Raw genomic sequence first — 22,301 nt, 5'->3', positions numbered from 1 at the left:
GCCACGGTCAGGCGGTGACGAGGTATTTCGACCCGGTGCTTTGCCGGCAGTAGCCGGTCATCGCTTCACGGGTAAGGGACTGTGTGAGTGAAATCGTCTGCGAATAATCGGTTTTGAAGATCGTTGTCAGTTCGTCGAGGATTCGTTGGTGCATCTGAGCTCGGCGCTCGGGGCCCACGCGGGCGAGAATCTGCGGCATCATCCAACCGCTGAGGCCCCACAGCAACCCATTGCCGGAGTTGTGCACCAACGTTGGTGTGGTGTCGAGATGGCCATAGAGGTAGACGTGCTTGAGTTCCATCGATCCGTACGGGCTCGGGCGCTTCATCCGGGCGGCTGCCGCAGATTCCATGGCGGCCAACAGATCACCTGCCATCGTGCCGCCACCGACTGCGTCGAAGGCCACTCTCGCCCCAGTGGCCTTGACCGCCGCAATCAAGTCTTCGCGGAACGTGGGCTCGCTCGAGTTGCAGACGTGTTCGGCGCCGATCGCCCGCAGCAGTTGCACCTGCTCGTCGCGGCGGACGATGTTGACCAACGCGATATCGTCTCGCCGACATATCTTGACCAGCATCTGGCCCAAGCTCGAGGCCGCGGCTGTGTGGATGAGCGCCTCATGGCCCTCAAGTCGAGCCGTTTCCACGATGGCCAGCGCGGTCAGCGGATTGACAAACATCGCCGCCGCAGCCAGCAGATCGGTGGTGTCGGGGAGCTCAAGGCAGTCATCGGCGGGAACGGTCACGTACTCCGCGAAGGTGCCGGCAGCCGGAGCCATCAGCGCAACGTTGCGACCGATCAGATGCGTGGCATCGTCACCGGCCGCAACGACGTGCCCCGACCCTTCCTGGCCGACCGGCAGCGATACGCCCACCCTGGCGCCTAGGGCGTCAAACAGCCTCGGCGAAAGCGGAATTCGGACACTTGGACTTTCTGACGTGCCGCCAAAATGGGCGTCGGCGATGTCGGCCGAGCCCATCATGGTCATCAGATCCGACGGGTTGATAGGGGCAGCTTTGATCCGCACAACGACCTGCCGCGGACCCGGTTGCCGGACAGCGACCTCAGTCAAGGCGAGGCGTATCGTGCCGTCGGAGTCCAGAGTGGACCGCATCTGCAGCCCACGTTCAGGCGTGGCCGCGGTGCGGTGCTCGACGCCGGACGTCCCGGTCGCCGACCTCGAGTCGGTTCCTTGTGCCGTCATTTCAAACAGCTGCCGCCGTCGACGGGCAGCGTCACACCTGTGATGAACCGGGCCTCATCGGAGGCCAGGAACAGCACGGCATTGGCGATGTCCTCCGGTTCCACCCAGCCGATGGGCAGGGTGTGCATTAGTTGCCCGATCACCAACATGTCGTCGGGGCCCGGGTTGTCCAGGTCGGGACGGAACATCTTCATGGTGGGTTCGTTCATGAACAGCGGGGTGTTCACGTTGGTGGGGTGCACGGAGTTGACCCGGATGTTCTGGGCGCCGAGTTCGACGGCGAAGGTGCGCATCAGGCCGACCACGCCATGTTTGGCCGCGACGTAGTGCCCGGTGTGCGGGTAAGCCTTGAGTCCACCGACCGAGCTGGTGAGGATGATCGAACCTCCACGGCCTCCGGAAAGAATATGGGGCACAGCGGCTTTGACAGCCTTCCACACACCCGTCAGGTTGACCGCGATCATGTCGTCCCAGTCACCTTCACTGGTCTTGTCCAGCGTCTGTCCGCCGTTGCCGATGCCAGCGTTTGCGACGATGATGTCGAGCCGACCCAGTTGGTCGACACCGGTGTCGACGGCCGTCTTGAGTGCGTCGTAGTCGCGCACGTCAACTTCGGCGGTGTAGATCTGCCGGTTCAGGGCCTTGACCAGATCAGCAGTCTCGGCGAGATCTTCCGGCGTGGACAGCGGAATCTGCACGCTGTCGATCTGCTTGCAGATGTCGATGGCGATGATATCGGCGCCTTCTTGCGCCAGGCGCACCGCATGCGCCCGGCCTTGTCCCCTCGCCGCCCCGGTGATCAAGGCGACCTTGCCTTCGACACGTCCAGTCATGGTGATTCCCTTGTCTTTTCAGTCAGTGGATGGGTCGGTCGCGTCAGGACGCGAGCGCAGGAAGAGAAGCCCAGCCGCGGGCCAGGGACGTGGTGACGAACCGAGCGCGGGACATATCGAGCTGCCATTCGGGGAATCGAGTGAGTACTTCGTCGAGGGCAATGCGGCCTTCGAGGCGGGCCAAGGCATTGCCAAGGCAGTAATGCGTCCCTACCCCGAAGCCGAGATGCTGGCGCGGCGGGCGGTGCACGTCGAAGCTGTCACCATCGGGGAATCGGCGGTCGTCCCGGTTGGCCGAAGCCAGCAGCGCGATGACCACACTGCCTGCCGGAACGGTCCGGTCGTGGAGGTCGACGTCCCGGGTGACATAGCGCGCCACATGGACAGCGGGAGGTTCGAAGCGCACGATCTCTTCGACCGCATTACCCAGCAGTGAGCGATCCGCGACGAGATCGCGGCGCTGATCGGGGTGATCGAAGAGCAGCTTGCCCGCTGCCCCGATCATGCGTGTCGTCGTGTCTGCCCCCGCGGTCGCGACGACGGTCAGATAGAGCAGCAGTTCATCGCGCGACAGTCGCCGGGTCACGCCATCCTCGTCCACAAATTCGACGTTGATCATGTCGGTTAGCAGATCGTCAGACGGATTCTCGGCTCGCCAGTCCACGTATGCGGAAAACGCTTCACCCGATGCAAGCCCGACCAACGGCTGACCGGGTTCACTGTCGAGAGTGGAAAGGGTCTGGCCAAACAGTTCATCCTGCTCGCCTTCGGGTATTCCGAAGAGCTTGCCTACCACGCGAACCGGAAGCAGCAGACCGAGATCGGCGACAAAGTCGAAACCGCCGCGCTCGGCGGCTTCGTCGAGGATCTGCGTGCAAAACGCTCGGATCTGGGGCTCGAGCGCATTGATACGGCGTGGTGTGAACATTCGCGACAGCAAGTTGCGATGGATGTTGTGGACCGGAGGGTCCTCGAAGATCAGCAGCCCAGACGGTATCGGCATGTTCGCCCGGATGATTTCGAGGATGGCACCCCGCGCGGAACTGAAGGTGTCGTGATCAACCAGGACGGCATTGACGTCTTCGAAACGGCTGACCGCGAAGAAGTCATGTTGGGCGTTGTAGTACAACGGCGCTTCCTCACGCAGACGCCGAAACATCGCGAACGGATCGGTGTTCAGCGCAACGTCATAGGGGTCGTAGTACAGCTCGCTGGCCGTAGTGGCAGTCATCAGACCTCTCATAAGTGTGTGCCGTGTCACTCAGGTGCATGGATGCCGCGAACCGTATCACATTAAGTAAAATGTTTGACTTAGTTGCTGAGAGGCTGTTCACTGGTGAGAACGTGGTACCTCTGACCGGTGGAAGAGAGTGATGTGACGGCAGCTGTAGGTGAATCGCGGACGGACCGGGGGGACTCCACCCGTCAGGCAATCCTGATCGCGGCCGAACAACTATTCGCCGAGCACGGTGTCAACAATGTGTCCCACCGTCGCATCGTCGAAGCCGCGCGTCAGGGAAACAATGCAGCGGTGGCCTACCACTTCGGCACCAAGGCCGAACTGGTGCGCGCGATTGAACACAAACATGCTGACGACGTCGAGCGGCGCCTCACGGAACACATCGCTGCGATCGCCGGCTCTACGGATCTCGCGGACTGGATCGGTTGCCTGGTCCGTTCCTACACCGATCATCTCGATTCGCTCGGTAAGCCATCGTGGTACGCGCGCTTCTGCGCCCAGACGATGACTGATCCCGCCTACGGCGAGGTGATGAAGTCGAGTGCATTGAGTTCTCCTGTGCTGCAGGAGGTGCTCGACGGTATCTGGCGTTGTCTGCCCGACGTGCCGGCCTTCGTGCGCCAAGAGCGACACCTGTACACACGTTTGCTGCTCAACCACGTCTGTGCGGAGTACGAGGCCGACTTCGCCGAAGGCCGACCGACACCGCGCGCCGATTGGCATGCCCTCGGCTCTGGGCTGATCGATGCAATCGTTGCCCTATGGCGCGCGCCGATCACTTCTTGACCGAGAAGCCGTTAACCAGCCTGCATGCCCAGCCGGGCTCCCATGCGCGACACCGCCGACCCAGGAGATCCATGACCGACACCTTCACCCCAGCTGGCAGCGTCGAGCTGCCGACATACCCGATGACGCGGGCACCGGGTTGTCCGTTCGATCCGCCGCCGCTGCTGCAGCAGCTCAACGCGGAAAGACCTTTGCACCGGGTACGGATCTGGAATGGCACGACGCCATGGTTGGTGACGGGCTACCAGGAGGCTCGAGCGCTGTTCGCTGACCCGAGAGTCAGTGTCGACGACCATCAGCCAAACTTCCCGCACTGGAATGAGGCGATCTCGCAGCTGGCGTTGAAGCGGGCCAAGAACATGGTGACCGCTGACGGCGCGGAGCACACGCGGTTTCGTCGAATGATGGCCAAGCCCTTTACATTCAAGCGAATAGAGACACTGCGACCCTCTATCCAAGCGATCACCGATGAGCACGTCGACGCGATGCTGGCGGGGCCTCAACCGGCCGACATTGTCACGGCACTGGCGCTGCCGATTCCCTCGTTGGTGATCAGCAAGTTGTTGGGCGTGCCGTACGAGGACGCGGAGTTCTTTCAAGAAGCCGCGACGAACGGGCTGGCCCGATTTGCCACCGCGGAGGAATCGGCGAAGAACGCCAAGGGATTGTTCAAGTACCTGATCCGGCTTGTCGAGCAGAAGATGGACGAGCCGGCTGAAGACGCCGTGTCCGATCTCGGTGAGCGGGTCAAAGCCGGCGAGCTGTCCCTCAAGGAGGCGGCAGAAGCGGCTAACGCACTGCTCATCGGCGGACACGAAACCACTGGCAACATGATTAGCCTCGGCGTCTTGGCGCTACTGCAGCACCCTGACCAGTTGGCTTTGTTCCGAGACAATGATGATCCGAAGCTCATCGCCGTCGGCGTCGAGGAGCTGGTCCGCTACCTCAGCATCATTCAGAACGGCCAGCGTCGGGTGGCCTCTGCGGACATCGAGATCGGTGGGGAGGTCATCCGCGCCGGGGAGGGCATCATCATCGACCTCGTCCCCGCCAATTGGGACACCAGCGTCTTCACCGAACCCGGAACACTCGATCTCAAGCGGGAGAATGCCCTGGCTCACATGGGATTTGGCTATGGACGCCATCAGTGCATCGGCCAGTCATTGGCACGGCTCGAATTGCAGATCGTGTTCAGCACGCTGTTCCGCCGGGTGCCGACGCTGCAATTGGCCGTGCCCTTCGACGAGGTCTCACTCAAGGACGACCGCCTTGCTTACGGCGCATATGAGTTGCCGGTCACGTGGTGAAGAAAGGGTTGGTCCGGGGGAGATGTGACCTGCTGGCCGGATGCCGACCGACAAACTGCGACAACGAGATCGAGGTAGCCTTGTGACCGGGTTCCGCGTCGGATTCGTCCACAACACCATCCATTCCCGCTACGGTGCAGCACCTTTCGTCCGTGCGGACTTTCTCTCCGCTGCAGCCGCGGGGGCGGACGCGTTTTTTGTCGGCGACCACCTCAACGGGATGCTGCCCCGTTCGATGTGGCAGCCGAAGTACGTGGGTCTGGCGAAGCTCGTCCCTAGCACCGATGCCAATCTCGAACCGTGGACCATGTTGGGTTACCTTGCTGCACACAACAAACCACGACGGCTAAGACTCGGCATTGCGGTAACCGATACCGGGCGAAGGAATCCCGCGGTGACCGCTCAAGCGGCTACCACGCTGCATCACTTAACCCGGGGACGCGCCATCCTGGGGATAGGGACAGGTGAACGCGAAGGCAACGAGCCATACGGGGTTGACTGGACCAAACCAGTGGCTCGATTCGAAGAAGCGCTGGCGACCATCCGCGCATTGTGGAACTCCAACGGAGAGCCGATAAATCGGGAGTCCGAGTTCTTCCCCCTGCACAATGCGATCTTCGCCCTGCCGCCCTATAAGGGTGCGTATCCGCCCATTTGGGTGGCCTCTTCGGGCCCACGTATGCTACGCGCCACCGGAAGGTATGCCGACGGGTGGTTCCCGGCCGGTATCACTCAACCGAAGTACTATGGCGACCGGCTTGCCGCTGTTCAGACCGCAGCCTCTGACGCCGGACGTGACCCTGACGCATTGCTCCCTGCGGCAGTGCGATTCATCATCACAGCGAGTACGCAGGCCGAGATCGATGAGATCGTGAACTCCGACATCGCACGAATTTTCATGCTCGCGTCACCGGCCGAAGCGTGGGCGCGACACGGCGCCGAGCATCCCCTCGGGGCTGGCTTCACCGGCTTTCAGGACCTTGTGCCACAGACGATTGATGAACAGAGTGCATTGAGTTACGCGGCGCAGGTTCCGCGCTCTCTCATCGAGGAATCCTTTGCCGTGGGAACACCCGATGAGATCGTTGAGCAGTTCGCCGAGTGGCGTGACAACGGCTTACGCTATGCGGTGCTGGGAAACGCCGGCGCAGTTCAGCCCAGTCTGCGGAAGAGCTTGACGACCACGACATCCTTCACCAAAGCCATCAAGGGCCTCAAGCGGCTATGACAGATCCGCGGGCGCGGTCGCAGCGTTACAGCATCGCCATCGCCGCTGTGTCGATCGCCGAGTTCGTGTCTTTGATCGGAAGTTGGGTCTTCGACCATGCGATCGCGGGCTGGGACGTTACAGCTCTGGTCGAACAACCCGATGCCGAACTACGACCGGCCGCCATACTAGGCGTACGGGTCGTAGATCTCGAAACAGCTTTGGTTGAACGGCAATTCGCCGACTCGCATCCAGACGTACTCCTGGTATCAGCTGTCCTGTACCTCCGGAATTCACGCCTTCGTACCCTGGTTGCACGGGCTGTGAACCATGGTGAGACCACCGTGTACATGTGGGGTGACTCATGTCCGCCCGAACTGCTGGAGCGGGACTGTTTGACCGAATACCGTTGTAGTACAGCGGGAGCAATCTTCAAGTCGCATGCGCTTCGCGCGACGACGGTACCGTCACCCATCCAGCCGAGCCTAACCGAGACCCTCTGGGTCTTCGGCGCATCCGGCGGCGGCCATGGCCGCGTCGGCGGTTACCTGACCGACGCGGGCGTCGAGCCCGTCCAATGACGCCGCCGGCTGGGCGGGATGTTCCCCGCCGTTGGCGGCTCGCCCCTGACCTGTGCCTCGCAACCGTTGGCGAGTAGCGCCACACAGGCGAGTGAATTGCGGGCGGTCAATCGCTTGACTATGCCGCGACGTCAGGGTGTTCCCTGAGGTTGTGATGCCATCCGAGTCGACACAGGCCGCCGTTCACCTGACGGATTCCGACTATGCGCGGGCCGAGCAGATGCTCGCCCCGTACCGGGCACGACGGATACCTGGAAGTTCAGTTCAACCCCAATGGTTCCCGGAGGGAAAGCGCTTCTGGTATCAGGTGGGCGGCCGCTTCGTCGTCGTGGATCCTGATGACGGCACCCGCCGCGACGCCTTCGACCACGACTGGTTGGCCGCCGCCTTGTCCGTCGCGTCTCACCACGCAGTGAGCGCGGGGGATCTACCGATCACCGCAGTTGAGGTCGGCGACTCCGTACGGTTCACCGCATTCGAGTCACGGTGGGAATGGTCAGAAGGCGCGGGCACGTGCGTCCAGGTCGATGGCGACCAACCGTCGCCATTCGGGGAGGTGGCCTCCCCGGACAAGTCATGGGTGGCTTTTCGCCGCGACGGCAACATCTGGGTGCGTTCAGCCGACCGCGAGCAGGAGTTCGCGCTCACCGACGATGCGGAACCGGACTTCGACTACGGCGGACTGCCTGGTGCCAGCAGTATGGGGTCGCTGATGCGCCTACTCGGTCTGCCACCGCTGTTCCACGTGTCGTGGTCACCGGACTCGACCCGAATCCTGGTGCAGCGCATCGACCAACGCGACCTGCCCGAACTGGTTCTGATCGAGTCCGCCCCCCGCGACGGTGGCCGTCCGGTGGAGCACCGCACCCGCTACCCGATGCCCGGGGAAGAGGCGCAGGCCACCATGTCGTGGACCATCCTGGACGTACGGGACTGCACCGTTGTCCGACAGCAGGACGAGCCGACGACGATCACGCACCCGACCGCCATTGTCTACGCGTGGTGGACGGGAAAGTCAGGCGAGGCGGTGCACTTCCTGCGTCAGTCGCGTGATGCTCGAACGCTGGAGCTACGCCGCCTCGACCCGGCCACGGGCATCACCGCCACGCTGATCAGCGAGACCGGTGAAACCCGCGTCGACCCCACTCCGCAACTGGGTGACCCGCTGATGGTGCGGGTACTGGAGTCCGGCGAGATTCTGTGGTGGTCGCAGCGCGACGGGTGGGGTCACCTCTACCTGTACTCAGCCGACGCGCAGCAGGTCACGCAGGTCACCGTGGGGCAGTGGCTGGTACGCAACCTGCTGTGGGTCGACGAAGACCGTCGGCAGCTGTGGTTCGTCGCCGGCGGACTGGACGACGATCCGTACGTCCGCCAGATCTGCCGGATCGGTCTCGACGGCACCGGCTTCACTCGATTGACCGACGACGGCCTCGATCACGACGCGGTGAGTCCGCCGCAGGGTGGCTACCTGGTCGATCGGGCCTCCACGTCGAGCCGACCGGCACAATCGGTGGTGCTCGATGGCGACGGGCACGTTCTTGTCGAGCTCGAATCTCCCGGTACCGAAGAGCTGGAGGCGCTCGGCTGGAGCCCGCCCGAGCGGTTCCGTGCGACCGCAGCCGACGGTAAGACCCCGATCTACGGCTTGCTGTGGCGGCCACACAACTTCGACCCGCAGAAAAGCTATCCGGTGATCGAGCACATCTACCCCGGACCGCAGAACTTCCGGGCCGGTCCGTCGTTCAACGAGATGCACTTCGGTGAGCCGGAAGCGTATGCCGCCCTTGGCTTCGCAGCGGTTGCGATAGACGGCCGGGGTACTGCCGGTCGTAGTAAGGCTTTTCACGATCACTCCTACGGCGACCTCGGTAATGCCGGAGCCCTCGATGATCATGTCGCCGTGATCCGCGAGCTCGGCCATCGGTATTCCTGGCTCGACACCGGGCGGGTTGGTATCACCGGCCAATCCGCAGGCGGTTTCGCCGCAGCCCGTGCTGTGCTGAGGTACCCCGAGTTTTACGGGGTAGCCGTCGCGGTGTCTGGCAACCACGACAACGGGGTGAACCTGACCATGTGGGCCGAGCATTACCACGGTGACGTCAGCGAGGAGGGCAAGCGGGCGATCTCCAACGTGACCCTGGCCGGAAATCTGCAGGGAAAACTACTGCTCATTCACGGGGAGCTCGATGATAACGCGCACACTCACCAAACAATGCGGCTTGTCGACGCACTCATCAAGGCGGACAAAGACTTTGACATGGTCATCATTCCGGGCGCCGAACACGCCCTGGTAGGCAGGCAACACTATTTTCTCCGGCGCACCTGGGACTACTTCGTCCGTCACCTGCACGGCACCGAGCCACCCAGCTATCGCCTCGCGCCGTTACCGATGCCGGCATTAGGGGGCTGAGTCATCGCTGCGCTCGGTATCGCGCAAGATCTCCCTCGTCCGGCGAAGGATGTCGAGTTGGGCTGTGTTGTACAGCTCTGACATCGCTTCGGCGACGGTCTCGTCGACGAAGCGCGCGCCGCCGGGGGCGTCCGCACGAGAGTCGCGCAGACCGGGGTGCTCTGCATAGATCGTTTTGATGTAGGGCACGATGCGTTCGGCAATGTCCTGCCGAGTCGCCTCGTCGGTGTCGTCGGTGATGTCGTCGAAGACGGCAACCGAGGGCTCGTCGGGAGCGTTCTCCAGAAGGTCCGCGTAAACCTGTAGTCCGCGCGGTCCCAGCACGCGGGTGAGGACGACGACCAGGGATCGGTCGGCATCAGACAATTTGGCCGCGGTGCCAGGTGCAACGAACTTCGGCGGCAGGTCGGTCGGTGCGGCGCTGTCCAGGATGAGTCCCAACTCGGCGCGTGCAGCCTGCAGTCGGTTGATGGTGGCCTCGAGTTCGGCGTCAAGATCCCGCAGCGCCTGCTCCGGGTGATCAGCGGTGTCCCCCATCTCGGCGATCTGGGGGAGTGAGAAGCCGAGGTCGGTGAGTCGTTTGATTCGCACCAACCGGACGAGATGGGCGACGCCATACTGCTTGTAGTTGTTGCTGCTTCGTTCAGGCTCGGCGAGCAAGCCGACCTGGTGGTAGTGCCGTACTGCCCGCAGGCTGGTGCCTGCGAGCTCGGCGATCTCACGGGTGCTCCATGCCACGCCCCCATTGTGTTCCTCTTCGGAAGCACTTGACTATGCCGCAACGTCCAGGTTCGCTGGCGCAGGTACTCCTGGCGGGAGAGCCCGCGTGCGGTCGCGTCGGCGTCGATACGCGCCACCGCCGCCTCGGACAACCCCCGAATCAGCACGTCGCCCACACGCCTCACCGCCCGATATCAGTGCTATCCAAATAGTCCACCTCGTGTGCAACCTCGGTGATGGAACTGCACTGAGACGCCGATGCCCAGCGACCGAGCCCGGATCGATGACGAAATGCGCCATGGCAGGACACCAAAGCCGCCGCTTCACCGGCGCTGGCGGAACCAAGACATTGGCCCTGAGGCTGTGCCGTTCACGACCGATTTCCGTCGGTCATCCAAATCCGGTGTGTTGTCGCGCATCTTCGAGCCTGCTTGGCCAGCACCGGGTCCGGAAGGTGGCGCCCCAATGCGTCCAGCACAGGCGCTGTCTCGGGTGCCCGATGGTGCGAGAAAAAGTCCAGCATGACCCGGGGGTCGTGACCATCGAGAAACTGTTCACACAGCACATCCGGATGGTCGATCAATTGGGACAGAATGTCGACCATGATGGCAGGGGTGATGAACACGCCGACGGTGTCTCGGTCGGCGAGCCCGTGATCGAGCAGCCAGACCGCGGCGTGCCCGGCCGCGTCGGTATCGAGCAGTTGTCGCATGTACGGCTCGGCCACGTCAGTATCGAACAGGCCGAGCAGGACGAGCCCGACGAGGCGGGTCCGAGCATCGGTTGACGCAGTGACCGAAGCTGCGATGATCCCCGCCCGTTCTGGTGCCGACAGAGCGGGCCGCCACGCGGCGAGTAACGACGAACGTTCTTCCACTGGTGCGAAAAGCACGACGGAGGCCATCGCGTCCACATCCATCTCGGAGAGGTCAGCCGCAGGTCCGGCGTCAGCCGCCGTCGCGCGGCAGTCCGTTTGGCCGGCGATGGCAACACGCATGGCGTTTTTGAGGGTGTTTGCCCGCCTCGCGAGTAACCTGCCTCGCTCTCGGCCACCGTTCAGGCGTCCTGTGCAACCGAGAAAGTAAGTGAATTCCACTGTCGCTGCACACACCTCGCCGGCCATCTCGGCAGTCAGTGCGAGGTGGTGTGGACACCAATCGAGCAAGAAGGTAATGATGTCGTCTTCACTGAGCGATTCCAGCGGCGCGTCGGATCGCCACCGCAGAAACGTATCTGCATAGATCACCAACTCTGTGACATCTTCCGCGTCGTGCATCTCCTTCCCGTCAAGCCAGTCCGTGAAGTCATCGAGTAATCCTGTCGACATGGGTTCAGTGTGTCTTTGCACACCGACAGATCGCGTCCGGCTCTCGATCAGCTCGGGTGCCAGCTAGCACGCAATCTCACAAACGGGCTGTCGCAGACGTCTACCCGATATGACGACTTCACTCCGGACGCCCCATGTTCAGATCGACCCGGCAATCTTGTATTTCGGTACTCCGGTCGTGCTACTCAGCACCAGAAATATCGACGGCACTGCGAACCTTGCGCCGATCTCGTCGGTGTTCTGGTTGGGTCATCAAGCGACGCTCGGCGTCAGCCGCGCATCGCAGTCATGGGTGAACATGGACCGGGAACGCGAGGTGGTGCTCGCTCTACCGTCAGCTGCTGTGGTTTCGTTGGTAAATCGACTGGCGTTGACGACCGGCAATAGCTCAGTGCCGCAGTACAAGTCAGATCGCGGCTACCGACATGTCGCGGATAAGTTCGCCCACGCTGACGTGACTGCGGTGCCCTCGGATTTCGTCGGACCGCCACGAGTTGCCGAGTGTCCGGTGGGGATGGAGTGCGTCGTCGATGCGATGCAGGATGACTCGTCGCGATTGCCGATCGTCGAGGTGCGCGTCCTGCGGGTGCACGCGCACCCCGAGATCCTTATGGCGGGCAGTCCTACCCGAATAGACCCGGACCGATGGCGACCGTTGATCATGTCTTTTCAGCACTACTACGGTCTGCAGCCCACCAGGTTGCACCCGTCGGCGCTCGCCACCATCGACGAAGAGGACTACCGCGATTGACCAAGGCCAATGCTCGAGCCAGGTCCTCCGATCGGTCGTGCGCTAACAATGTCGTGTTGTACATCGATAGCCCAGGCATGACTTCGCTCCGCGTTGCCGGCGCAGTGGCCGTCGCGTTGACTGCGCCCTGGTTATGGGTGGCGACGGCGCAGGCCGACGCCTACGCGCAGCTCGATCCGGTGCCAGTCGTGGCGTCCCCGACCTGCGGCGGGACGGTGAGCGCCGAGGCTCAGGTGACGCCGGTGCAGATCGACGATCATGTCGACAACGGTGTCCGCGTCGCGATCCGCTACGACGCCGGCATCTACGACGGCTCCTGTTCGCTCACCGTCACCGCCGACTGGGCAAATCTCGACACCGGCGCCTCGGGAAGTCACGAGATCACCGCGGTATCGACGATCGACGGACACTACGGTTTCATCGGTTACGCCAACACCACCTTCAACACCGGTAGCGGCACCGTCGTCGTGACGCTCAGCTCGCACCCGGGTGCCGAACTGCGGATCACGACGTAACGCACCGGTTGCCTGTCATCGGGACAGGCCGCCGGTGCGTTATGCGCGGACTACGTGATCAGTTGGCGGGCGCGACCTCGGCTGCGGCCTGCACGACGGTCCCCATCGGGGCCGGGGCGGCAACACCGAGCTTGCCGACGACGAAGTCGGCGGCCTGATCGGCCATCCCGTTGCTCTTGTAGGAGCTGTGCGCGGAGCGGTCCAGACCGCCCGGGAAGCAGACCGGGTCACCGGTGGCGCACAACTGGACGGTCTTGGCTGCGTAGGGGTCGCCGATGGTGATCGGCGGAGCGCTGCGGTCTGCCAGGCCAAGGAACCAGGGATCGGGAGTGCCGAACAAGGCCACAGCAGCCACGTGAGAAGCGACTGAAGCGGGCAATGGGCCCGACAGCCCGGCGGGCAGGATCACCCCGGCCGGCACCACACTGCTGGTGGTGTAGCCGGCGACTGCCGCACCCTGCGAGTATCCGCCGAGGACAATCTTGGTCGACGGGCATTGGTTCGCGATCGACTGAATCCTGTTGCTCGCGTCCGCGACTCCGTCGACGGCCTGACCGAAATCAAGTGATGCGGGGTAGTTGACCCCGTAGGTGTTGACGGTCGTTCCCGGCAGACGCGCGCTGAGGGCGTCGACGAACGCCTGTCCGGTGGCGCCCACACCAGGTCCTTCGAATGTGCCGCGGGCGAAAACCACTTCGACGTTGGCGCACGAGTCGTCGGCGGCGTTGGCCGTTGCGGCGGGCCCGGCGACGAGGCCGGTGGCGACCGCAGCGAAAGCGAGAGCGGAGAAGACGGCCGACTGCGCGGCCTTCCCGGCTTTTCCGCCCGTGCGGGTCGGCTGCGATGTGTTCATGAGGGGGTCCCCGTTCTCCAAGCTGTCTGCCATCGCTTCTGCGTAGAGGTGGCAACTGCTTGCTACAAGTCGGTACCTGTGAGCTGGGATTCCGGCATTGTCAAGTGATGTATGTCACCCGAGGCGAATACCAATCGCGGGATGCTCAGCGGCCCGCACGGCGTTCCAGAAGGCCCGCAAAGCGGGCCCCGGGCGATCACGGCGCCACAGCTGGCGCCATCGGTTCTGTTCCAGTCTTGACGGGGACGTCAGGAATCGGTAATCACTTGCCCGCTGTCCCTGCCCCCCGAATGTGATTCGCTGGTTCGTGACGTGTGGTCTGACGGTTGAGCGTGTGCGTGGTCTGACCTGCCTCGGACACTCAAACCCGCAGGCTGTTTGACGATCGGACGTCTGGGTACTTGGGTCGCTGATACTCCAGGGAGGGGATGCGTGGACGAGCGCGTGCAGCTGTCGCAGTTGAGTCAGGATGCACGAGAGGTTCTCGCTCAACGCATCAGATCGCGACTCTCGCATATCGACCAGCGGGAAACAGCCCATGACCTGGGCATCATCGGAGGCGGCGTCGCGGCCCTCACCCTGGCGCTGGAGATTCGTCGCGAGCGCCCGACCACGCGGATTCTGGTGATCGAGCCCAATGCCCACCCGGTGCCGGAGATCACCCACACCGTCGGTGAGTCCACCGTCGAGGTGTCAGCGCATTACTTACGCGACCGCCTGGGCTTGGGCGATCACCTGAGCACCGCCCACATCCGCAAGATGGGTCTGCGGATGTTCTTCTCCCACGAGAAGAACACCGATATCGCGCAACGGATGGAACTCGGAAGCTTCTCGTTCGTCCCCCAGGTGACCTACCAAATAGACCGTGGCAGGTTGGAGAACGAACTCCATCGGCGCTGCCTGGCCGAGGGTGTAGAGATCACTCGTGGCCGAGTGCGATCAGTGGATTTCGGCTCCGGAGAGCGTCCGCACACGATCACCGTTCAAGATGGTTCCGTCATCACGCAGACCACAGCGCGGTGGGTGGTCGATGCGTCGGGCCGAAACCGGATGCTGCCCCGACAGTTGGATCTCAACCAGACGAACCAGCACAAATGCAACGCCGCATGGTTTCGTGTCGCCACCGAGATTGACGTCGGCAAATGGAGCGACGATCCGGTCTGGCAGGCCCGCCTCGTCGAGGGCGACCGGGCGATGTCCACGAATCATCTTATGGGCGAAGGATATTGGGTCTGGCTGATCCGACTCGCATCCGGTGCCACCAGCGTCGGTATCGTCGCCGACCCAGAGTTCCACAGCTTCGACGAGTTCAACACCCTGGACAAGGCCAGGGCGTGGCTTGGAGATCACGAGCCCCAGTGCGCTGGAGTGATCGCGAAGAACGAGCACTTGATCAGGGATTTCCGGGTCATGAAGAAGTACAGCCACGGGGTGGCAAAGATCTTCGACGGCCAGAGCCGATGGTGCCTGACCGGCGACGCAGGTGTGTTCCTGGATCCGTTGTACTCATCGGGTCTCGATCTCGTCGCGATCGGAAACGGACTGATCACCGACATGATCGTCCGCGAGCTGGACGGCGCGGATGTCGTTGGGCGAGCCCAGATCAGCGACTCCCTCTTTCGGTCGCTCACCGAGATGTGGCTGGCTATCTATCAGGATCAGTACACGCTCATGGGTACGCCGACGGTCATGTCGGCGAAGATCATCTGGGACGTCGCGTTCTACTGGGGGTTCGTCGGTCTGCTCTATATGAACGGCCGGTTCGTCAGCGTCGCCGACGATCCCAGCATCGTCCCCTATCTCGAAGGACTTATTGCGCTGAGTAATCGTGTGCAACGGTTCTTTCGCGAGTGGGCCGCCGTGGAGACCGGCACCGCGTCTGTCCCGTTTGTCGACCTCTATGCCCCGTTGAACTTCATGGTGGCGCTGCACACCGCGATGATGGGAACCAGTCCGAACTTCACCGACCAATTCGAGGCGAATGCCCGGCTGCTGCGTCAGCTGGCGGGACAGCTGATCGAGACCGTACTCGCGGAAAAATCGGCGATGTTCGGCGACGACGATGCCATGCGACAAGTTCAGGCATGGCAACGAGATTCGCTTCTGCATGAGCTGCGATCGGTCTACCGCAAGGAACAGGCCAGCAATCCAGTCAGCAGCGACTGGATCGTCGCCAGTTCACCGGTGCTTCAGACGAGTTGAGCATGATCACAAAACACGGCGCTCATGAGCCGTTGGCAATCGTCGGGATCGGGTGCCGCCTTCCCGGCGGTGCAGACTCCGCCGAAAGCCTCTGGAACCTGCTCTGCAGCGAAACCGACGCGACCTGCGATGTCCCCGAAACACGTTGGAATGCAGTGCGATACCACGACTCGAATCCGGCAAAGGTCGGCAAGATTGTCACCAGGCGTGGTGGATTCCTGCGCGAGATCGACCAGTTCGATCCCCAGTTCTTCGGTATGTCGCCACGCGAGGCGCACTCACTGGATCCTCAGCAGCGACTCCTGCTGCAGGCCACGTGGGAGGCGCTCGAAGACGGCGGAATCCCCGCCGACGACCTGGCCGGCACCGACGTCGGTGTGTTCATCGGCGGGTTCACTCTCGACTATCAATTGCTGCAGAATCTCGGTCGCACGAGCCGCTACCGTTTCAAGTCGCATTCCGCGACCGGGATGATGATGACGATGCTGGCGAACCGGATCTCGCATGCTTTCGATTTCCGCGGTCCCAGCATGACGGTGGACACGGCGTGCTCGGGCTCACTCGTCGCGGTACACCTTGCAGCGCAGAGTATCTGGAACGGCGAGTGCGATCTGGCCCTGGCCGGCGGCGTCAACATCATGATCGGACCCAATACCGCGATCGCAGAGTCCAAAAGTGGATTCCTCAGCCCCGAAGGCCGGTCCAAGGCCTTCGACGACTCCGCAGACGGTTACGCCCGGGGAGAGGGCGGTGCGATCGTTGTCATCAAGCCGCTGCAGCGGGCGATCGCTGACGGTGATGACATCTACGCACAGATTCTCGGCACCGCCGTGTCGCAGGATGGACACACCGAAGGCATCACCGTACCTCGCCAAGAGGCGCAAGAGTCCGCCATCAGAGCTGCGCTGCGCCGCGCGAGTGTCCAGCCGACCGAGGTCGGGTACGTGGAGGCGCACGGCACCGGAACGCCCCTGGGCGATCCTATTGAGATGCGGGCACTCTCGGGTGCGCTGACGTTGGACCGGGCCGCGACGGATCCCCTTCTGATCGGGTCGGTGAAGACCAACATCGGCCATCTTGAGGCCGGCGCAGGCGTGGCCGGCCTGATCAAGGCCGCGTTGGTGGCCAGGCACGGGTTCATCCCAGCCAATCTGCATCTCCACACGCCGACTCGACACGTATCTCTCGCCGAACTCAAGATCGACGTTCCGCGAACTGGTCGGGCGTTCCCCGACTGCCAGCGCCGCATCGTCGGGGTGAACTCGTTCGGGTTTGGTGGCACCAACGCCCATGCCGTGCTTGCAGAGCCGCCTGACCCGGGCAGCTCGCCCGCGGCCGATCCTTCGGTGCGGGCGCGCCCGACCGTTCTGCCGATCTCGGCTCGCAGCGAGGAGGCGCTGGTCGCGTCGGCAGGGCGGCTGGCCGAGCATCTGGCCATCAATCCTGACATCACTCTCGGGGATCTGGGTTACACACTCGGCCGACGGCGCTCCCATCTGAATCATCGTCACGTCGTGATCGCCGACAGCACCGCCGGTGCACGAGAACAACTTCAGGCTCTCGCCGACGGGGGCCAGATCTCCTCCGGCCGCACGGATTCCAGCACGCCGAAATTGGCATTCGTCTGCACGGGGATGGGCCCGCAGTGGTGGCAGATGTGTCGGGGGCTCCTCGATATCTTTCCGACTTTTACCGACAGCATCCTGCGCAGCGATCGGGAACTGTCCCGTTACACCGACTGGTCTCTCATCGATGAGCTCCGCCGTGACGAGACCAGTTCGCGGATGGCTGAGACCGAGTTCGCCCAACCGGCCAACTTCGCCATCCAGGTCGCGCTCGCCGAACAGCTCGCACAGTTCGGGATCACTCCAGATGCTGTAATCGGCCACAGCGCAGGCGAAGTGGCTGCCCATCACCTGGCCGGGGTGCTGACCTTCGAGCAGGCGATCGAGGTGATCTACCATCGCAGCCGGCTGCAGCAACGCACCAGCGGGCAAGGCCGGATGCTGGCCGTCGGCCTCGATGCCGACACATTGATGCGAACCCTTGACGGGCCGGCGCTAGAGGAGTTCGGACAGCGAATATCGATAGCGGCGATCAACAGCCCGTCCGCGGTGACCGTTGCCGGCGATGGCGATGTCCTCGACGATGTGGCCCGTCAGTTGGACGAGGCGGGGATCTTCAACCGCTACCTCTCCGTGAAAGTGCCCTATCACACGCACTACATGGATGCGGTGAAGGCTGATCTCTTCACCGCCTTCGACGGGCTGTCATCGAAAGCCGCTGCCCTGCCGCTGTATTCGACGGTCACCGGTGAACAGTTGGAGCGTTACCACGCTGGTGCCGCGTACTGGTGGCAGAACACGCGCGCCACCGTCCTTTTCGAACCGGCCATCCGACGAATGTTGGAAGACGGCTACACCCACTTCGTTGAACTGGGTCCACATCCGGTACTGGCTGGGTCGATCTTTGAAATTGCCGGCCAACAACGGGTCTCGGTGATGGCGACGCAGCGTAGAGGCCACGATGACACCCGTGAGCTACTCAACTGCATTGGCGCACTGCATTGCACAGGTCATCAGATCGCCTGGAACAGCGTGAATTCCGACGACGGTGGTCGACTCCTCAAGCTGCCCTCCTACCCGTGGCAGACGAAACGCTTCTGGAACGACACCGACGAGGCAGCGGAAGCACTGTTCTACCGACCCGTGCATCCCCTTCTGGGGCAACCGGTGGCCGCACTGCATCCCACGTGGGAGGCCGAATTGAGCCTGGTCTTCAACGAGTTCCTCGCCGATCACCGCGTGCAGGGCAGCATCGTCGTGCCCGGTGCGGTCTACGTGGAGATGGCCCTGGCAGCGTCGAATGCCATCTACGGGTCGAACCTCGGTGTGGACAATCTGGTACTGCACCGCGCGGTGATTCTCGACGAGGCCTGTGACCCCATCCTCAGGACAACACTGAACGAGGACGACGGCACGCTGGAGTTCGCGGCCTTCATTGTCACCGCGGATGGGGATTCCCGATGGATGATCACCGCGACCGCCGAGCTCAATATCCTTCCGCCCGCACCGTGCCCCCATGATCTGCCGGATGCCGCCGAGTCGGACATCTCGATCGGCGCCGATGACTTCTACTTTCGCACCCAGGCAATAGGGTTCGATTACGGCGACGCATTCCGGTGTATACGAAGCGTGACCGCGGGGGAGGACTGGGCCGTCGCCGAGATCGCCGTTCCATCTGCGATCGTCGCCGACCTGGATCAGTTCCGGTTTCATCCCGCGCTCGTTGACGGCGCATTCCAAACACTTTTCGGTGCACCGTTTCTCGGGCAGGACACCGGCCAGGAACCCTTCCTCCCGACGCGGATACGACATTGCGCGGTCTACGGTCCGCCCGAAGAGCACATGAGGGTGCACGTTCGCGTGCTGTCGGCGACGCGGGCCGAGGTCGAATGCGATATCACCATCACCGACCACGCAGGTAAACCGCTCGCCGTTTTTGACGGCTTCGCGGTGCAGTCGCTGAGTGCCTCGTCGCGAATGTCATCTGAGCGTATCGACAAGGGACTGTTCGACATTCAGTGGATCGCCGCAGATAGCGAGTCGTGCGACGACCGGGACAGCGGCGCGGCCGGTTCATCCTGGCTCGTTCTCGCGGACGGCTCTGGTGTGGGCGCGGCTGTCGCCGAGGAGCTACGACGGCGCGGCCACGGCGTCCGCACGGTCGACCATCGCGCCGGACACGCTGAGCAGGTCAGCGAACTGTTCGAAGAGCTTGGCGCAATGGGTGACCTCGACGGCATCGTGAACTGCTGGCCGCTCGATATCTCCAGTGACCGATCAGCTGACGAGAATTATCAGCTAGGCGTGTTCAGCACACTCCGCCTGGTCAAAGGTCTGGCCGAGCATGACACCGTCACATCACGGTTGTTCTTGGTCACCGCCAACGCGCAACCGACACCCGGCACCCCGGTGCGCGCGGTGGACCAGGCTGCGCTCTGGGGGCTCGGGCGAGTCATCGGTCACCAGGAATTCTCCGAATACTGGGGCGGCTTAATCGATATCGATGGGGACCTCATTTCTGCCTCGGAGCGCGAGGCAATGGTCGCCCGGATGTGCGATCACCTTCTCGGTGGCGGGTCTGAAGATCAGATCGCGATCCGCGGATGTGCGACTTACGTCCCGCGACTGCGCCCGTGCGAAGGTCTGACGAAACCCTTCCCCACCAAGCTCAGCACCGATGCGACCTACGTCGTCACTGGCGGTGCAGGAGCGCTCGGTCGCGTGGTCGCCACCTACCTTGCCGAGCGTGGAGCGCGGCACATCACGTTGCTGGGCCGAAGCGCCATCCCGTCGCGACGTGATTGGCCGGCACTGACCGCAGACGACCCCCATTTCGCGACCGTCACAACGATCCGGGCGATCGAACGTCTCGGTGTCCAGGTCGTCACCGCCAGCGTCGATGTCGCCGATGCCCAGCAGGTGTCTGGCTGGCTGCACAATCACATGCGTGAGGGTGGCAGGCCGGTCCGCGGCGTCATCCACGCCGCAGGGTCGGTCAATGACCAACTCTTGGTCAACATGGCGGAAGACGACTTCGCCACGGTGATGGCACCCAAGGTGATCGGCACCCGGGTACTGCACGAGGCCTTCAAGGATCACGATCTCGAGTTCTTCGTCATGTTCGGATCGGCCGGGTCTACCATCGCGTCCCCTGGCCAAGGCAACTATGCCGCCGCCAACGCCTTCCTCGATGCCTTCGCGCATCACCGTGTGGCGCAGGGACTCCCGGCGCTGACTATCGGCTGGGGACCGTGGTCGGTGGGAATGGTCGAAGAGCTCAAGTTGGAGAAGATCTATGCGCAGCGGGGCATCGAGTTGATCACGCCCGCGGTGGGTGCCCGAATTCTCGACAGACTCATCAACCAGAAGACGCCGAGCGTGGTCGCGATCACCGCCGATTGGAATCGAGCCCGCCAGGCCGGTTTCAACGGACGGTTACCGCCGATGTTCTCGGATCTCGGAAAATCCGAAACAGCGAACGCTGACGCGGATTCCGACGGCTCGATTCTCGCCATTTTGGTGGCCACCCCAGAAGCTGACAGGCCGGCGGTGATCGCCGATCAGGTGAGAAGCATCGTCGCCGCGGTCTTCGACTGCGCCGTCGACGACTTCGAGTCAGACGACATGTTGGAGGACATCGGGCTGGATTCGATGATGGCGATGGACTTCCGAGTCAGGATCAACATGGTGTTCTCGATCGACCTCCCCGTCCTGGAGATCCTCAGAGGGGTCAGCGTCAACTCTTTGGCTGAGCGCGTACTCGCGGAACTCCACGTGATTCATGGTGAGGTGCCGGCAGCGGCCGACGAATTACCGCCGTCGACAGCGTCGGTCGTGGATGGGGACGTCGACCGGCTGATGGACGAGTTGTCCGAAGCCGATCTGCGAGAATTGCTGGCTGAGCTGGAGGCGGAGGCTGAACCGCAAGCGGGAGAGGCTCATTCGTGACATCCGCCGTCAGTGTGCGTGGGTTGTCGAAGTCCTATGGTCAATTGCACGCCGTCCGGGACCTGGATCTCGATGTCAGCTACGGGGAGATCTTCGCGATCCTCGGTCCGAACGGGGCGGGTAAGTCGACGACCATCGAGATTTTGGAGGGCCACCGTCGACGCGATGCCGGGCAGGTGCAAGTCCTGGGCGAGGATCCTGGGACTGCGGGACGGAGTTGGCGCGCCAGGATCGGCATTGTGCTTCAGGAATCCAGTGACTTCGGGATGCTCACGGTGCTGGAAACCGCTCGCATGTTCGCCAAGTGCTACGGCGATGCCCGCGGCCCCGAGGAGCTTCTGGAACTCGTCGGACTCGCCTCGAGTTCTGGTGCGAGGGTAAGGACGCTTTCCGGGGGACAGCGCCGCCGCCTCGACGTCGCCCTGGGCATCATCGCCAAGCCCGAACTGCTGTTCCTGGACGAACCCACAACGGGCTTCGATCCCGAAGCGCGGCGGCAGTTCTGGGATCTCATCAGGGTGTTGGCAGACGACGGGACCACCATCGTGCTCACCACTCACTACTTGGAAGAGGCCGCCGCGCTGGCCGACCGCGTCGCGGTGATTGCCGCGGGGCGGCTTGCCGCAGTGGATTCGCCGGCACGATTGACTGCACACGTGGACACGGCCGCGACGGTGCGCTGGATGGAAGGGGACCAGCTCCATGTGGAACAGACCGACCGCCCGACCGAACTGATCCGGCAGCGGTCGGCCAATGGTGCGGAGCTGGCGGCGCTCACCGTCACACGCCCCACGCTGGAAGACGCCTATCTGCACTTGATCGGGCTGGCGTGATGGCGATCGGCTCTACGGA

The 22,301-nt window shown here is 63.0% G+C and carries 16 protein-coding genes; 10 read left to right on the top strand and 6 right to left on the bottom strand.

What is annotated here, in order from left to right; genetic code table 11:
- Positions 1-7: 7 nt before the first annotated feature.
- The 3 genes from ADBZ9O_RS02605 to ADBZ9O_RS02595 are packed head-to-tail and all read right to left on the bottom strand — an operon-like array spanning position 8 to position 3,265.
- On the bottom strand, positions 8-1,201 hold the full coding sequence (locus ADBZ9O_RS02605; RefSeq protein WP_526528125.1) for an alcohol dehydrogenase catalytic domain-containing protein: 1,194 nt from the start codon (positions 1,199-1,201) through the stop codon (positions 8-10).
- Entirely contained in the window at positions 1,198-2,034 is an 837-nt protein-coding gene (locus ADBZ9O_RS02600; protein ID WP_526528123.1) for a mycofactocin-coupled SDR family oxidoreductase, read from the bottom strand. Before ADBZ9O_RS02600 ends, ADBZ9O_RS02605 begins: the two co-directional genes overlap by 4 nt.
- Positions 2,035-2,077: 43 nt before the next feature.
- The gene (locus ADBZ9O_RS02595) at positions 2,078-3,265 is read right to left on the bottom strand and encodes a cytochrome P450 (protein WP_526528121.1); all 1,188 of its coding nucleotides are present in this window, start codon (positions 3,263-3,265) and stop codon (positions 2,078-2,080) included.
- A 144-nt stretch (positions 3,266-3,409) separates the two neighbouring features.
- Between ADBZ9O_RS02595 and ADBZ9O_RS02590 the strand changes: the two genes are divergently transcribed.
- From ADBZ9O_RS02590 to ADBZ9O_RS02570, 5 genes are all read left to right on the top strand, one after another.
- Positions 3,410-4,060: a TetR/AcrR family transcriptional regulator gene (locus ADBZ9O_RS02590; protein WP_526528119.1), complete on the top strand. Its 651-nt coding sequence runs from the start codon at positions 3,410-3,412 to the stop codon at positions 4,058-4,060.
- Between the two features lie 71 nt (positions 4,061-4,131).
- The gene (locus ADBZ9O_RS02585) at positions 4,132-5,367 is read left to right on the top strand and encodes a cytochrome P450 (protein WP_526528117.1); all 1,236 of its coding nucleotides are present in this window, start codon (positions 4,132-4,134) and stop codon (positions 5,365-5,367) included.
- Positions 5,368-5,449: 82 nt separating this feature from the next.
- Complete coding sequence (locus ADBZ9O_RS02580; RefSeq protein ID WP_526528115.1) at positions 5,450-6,595, top strand: LLM class flavin-dependent oxidoreductase; 1,146 nt, start codon at positions 5,450-5,452, stop codon at positions 6,593-6,595.
- Between the two features lie 47 nt (positions 6,596-6,642).
- Complete coding sequence (locus tag ADBZ9O_RS02575; protein ID WP_526528113.1) at positions 6,643-7,155, top strand: hypothetical protein; 513 nt, start codon at positions 6,643-6,645, stop codon at positions 7,153-7,155.
- A 154-nt stretch (positions 7,156-7,309) separates the two neighbouring features.
- Positions 7,310-9,568: a S9 family peptidase gene (locus ADBZ9O_RS02570; protein WP_526528111.1), complete on the top strand. Its 2,259-nt coding sequence runs from the start codon at positions 7,310-7,312 to the stop codon at positions 9,566-9,568.
- Here the strand turns inward: ADBZ9O_RS02570 and ADBZ9O_RS02565 are convergent.
- Both ADBZ9O_RS02565 and ADBZ9O_RS02560 read right to left on the bottom strand, forming a co-directional pair.
- A complete protein-coding gene (locus tag ADBZ9O_RS02565) occupies positions 9,557-10,306 on the bottom strand; it encodes a MerR family transcriptional regulator (protein ID WP_526528109.1) in 750 nt (249 codons plus the stop codon). The genes ADBZ9O_RS02570 and ADBZ9O_RS02565 overlap by 12 nt on opposite strands.
- Positions 10,307-10,658: 352 nt before the next feature.
- Positions 10,659-11,615, bottom strand: coding sequence for a hypothetical protein (locus ADBZ9O_RS02560; RefSeq protein ID WP_526528107.1), 957 nt, complete (start codon positions 11,613-11,615; stop codon positions 10,659-10,661).
- Positions 11,616-11,724: 109 nt separating this feature from the next.
- Between ADBZ9O_RS02560 and ADBZ9O_RS02555 the strand changes: the two genes are divergently transcribed.
- On the top strand, positions 11,725-12,366 hold the full coding sequence (locus tag ADBZ9O_RS02555) for a flavin reductase family protein (protein ID WP_526528105.1): 642 nt from the start codon (positions 11,725-11,727) through the stop codon (positions 12,364-12,366).
- Between the two features lie 77 nt (positions 12,367-12,443).
- Entirely contained in the window at positions 12,444-12,881 is a 438-nt protein-coding gene (locus ADBZ9O_RS02550) for a hypothetical protein (RefSeq protein WP_526528103.1), read from the top strand.
- A 58-nt stretch (positions 12,882-12,939) separates the two neighbouring features.
- Here ADBZ9O_RS02550 and ADBZ9O_RS02545 read toward each other — a convergent pair whose 3' ends face one another.
- Entirely contained in the window at positions 12,940-13,734 is a 795-nt protein-coding gene (locus ADBZ9O_RS02545) for a cutinase family protein (RefSeq protein ID WP_526528101.1), read from the bottom strand.
- A 432-nt stretch (positions 13,735-14,166) separates the two neighbouring features.
- Between ADBZ9O_RS02545 and ADBZ9O_RS02540 the strand changes: the two genes are divergently transcribed.
- The 3 genes from ADBZ9O_RS02540 to ADBZ9O_RS02530 are packed head-to-tail and all read left to right on the top strand — an operon-like array spanning position 14,167 to position 22,282.
- Positions 14,167-15,936 carry an NAD(P)/FAD-dependent oxidoreductase gene (locus ADBZ9O_RS02540; protein WP_526528099.1) on the top strand — a complete coding sequence of 590 codons (1,770 nt, stop codon included), beginning with the start codon at positions 14,167-14,169 and terminating at the stop codon, positions 15,934-15,936.
- 2 nt (positions 15,937-15,938) lie between these two features.
- Positions 15,939-21,449, top strand: coding sequence for a type I polyketide synthase (locus tag ADBZ9O_RS02535; protein WP_526528096.1), 5,511 nt, complete (start codon positions 15,939-15,941; stop codon positions 21,447-21,449).
- Positions 21,446-22,282 (top strand): ATP-binding cassette domain-containing protein, encoded by an 837-nt coding sequence (locus ADBZ9O_RS02530; RefSeq protein WP_526528094.1) that lies wholly within the window; start codon positions 21,446-21,448, stop codon positions 22,280-22,282. Before ADBZ9O_RS02535 ends, ADBZ9O_RS02530 begins: the two co-directional genes overlap by 4 nt.
- The last annotated feature ends 19 nt before the right edge of the window (positions 22,283-22,301 follow it).

Origin of the sequence: Mycobacterium sp., assembly GCF_965229105.1 — a bacterium.
Classification (GTDB): Bacteria; Actinomycetota; Actinomycetes; order Mycobacteriales; family Mycobacteriaceae; genus Mycobacterium.
This window is presented reverse-complemented; position numbering and strand designations above follow the sequence as displayed.

What these genes read in the sequence shown, in the direction of transcription:
- ADBZ9O_RS02605 (WP_526528125.1), bottom strand. Translation starts at nt 1,201, where the DNA reads ATGACGGCACAAGGAACCGACTCGAGGTCGGCGACCGGGACGTCCGGC.
- ADBZ9O_RS02600 (WP_526528123.1), bottom strand. Translation starts at nt 2,034, where the DNA reads ATGACTGGACGTGTCGAAGGCAAGGTCGCCTTGATCACCGGGGCGGCG.
- ADBZ9O_RS02595 (WP_526528121.1), bottom strand. Translation starts at nt 3,265, where the DNA reads ATGACTGCCACTACGGCCAGCGAGCTGTACTACGACCCCTATGACGTT.
- ADBZ9O_RS02585 (WP_526528117.1), top strand. Translation starts at nt 4,132, where the DNA reads ATGACCGACACCTTCACCCCAGCTGGCAGCGTCGAGCTGCCGACATAC.
- ADBZ9O_RS02570 (WP_526528111.1), top strand. Translation starts at nt 7,310, where the DNA reads ATGCCATCCGAGTCGACACAGGCCGCCGTTCACCTGACGGATTCCGAC.
- ADBZ9O_RS02560 (WP_526528107.1), bottom strand. Translation starts at nt 11,615, where the DNA reads ATGTCGACAGGATTACTCGATGACTTCACGGACTGGCTTGACGGGAAG.
- ADBZ9O_RS02555 (WP_526528105.1), top strand. Translation starts at nt 11,725, where the DNA reads ATGACGACTTCACTCCGGACGCCCCATGTTCAGATCGACCCGGCAATC.
- ADBZ9O_RS02550 (WP_526528103.1), top strand. Translation starts at nt 12,444, where the DNA reads ATGACTTCGCTCCGCGTTGCCGGCGCAGTGGCCGTCGCGTTGACTGCG.
- ADBZ9O_RS02545 (WP_526528101.1), bottom strand. Translation starts at nt 13,734, where the DNA reads ATGAACACATCGCAGCCGACCCGCACGGGCGGAAAAGCCGGGAAGGCC.
- ADBZ9O_RS02535 (WP_526528096.1), top strand. Translation starts at nt 15,939, where the DNA reads ATGATCACAAAACACGGCGCTCATGAGCCGTTGGCAATCGTCGGGATC.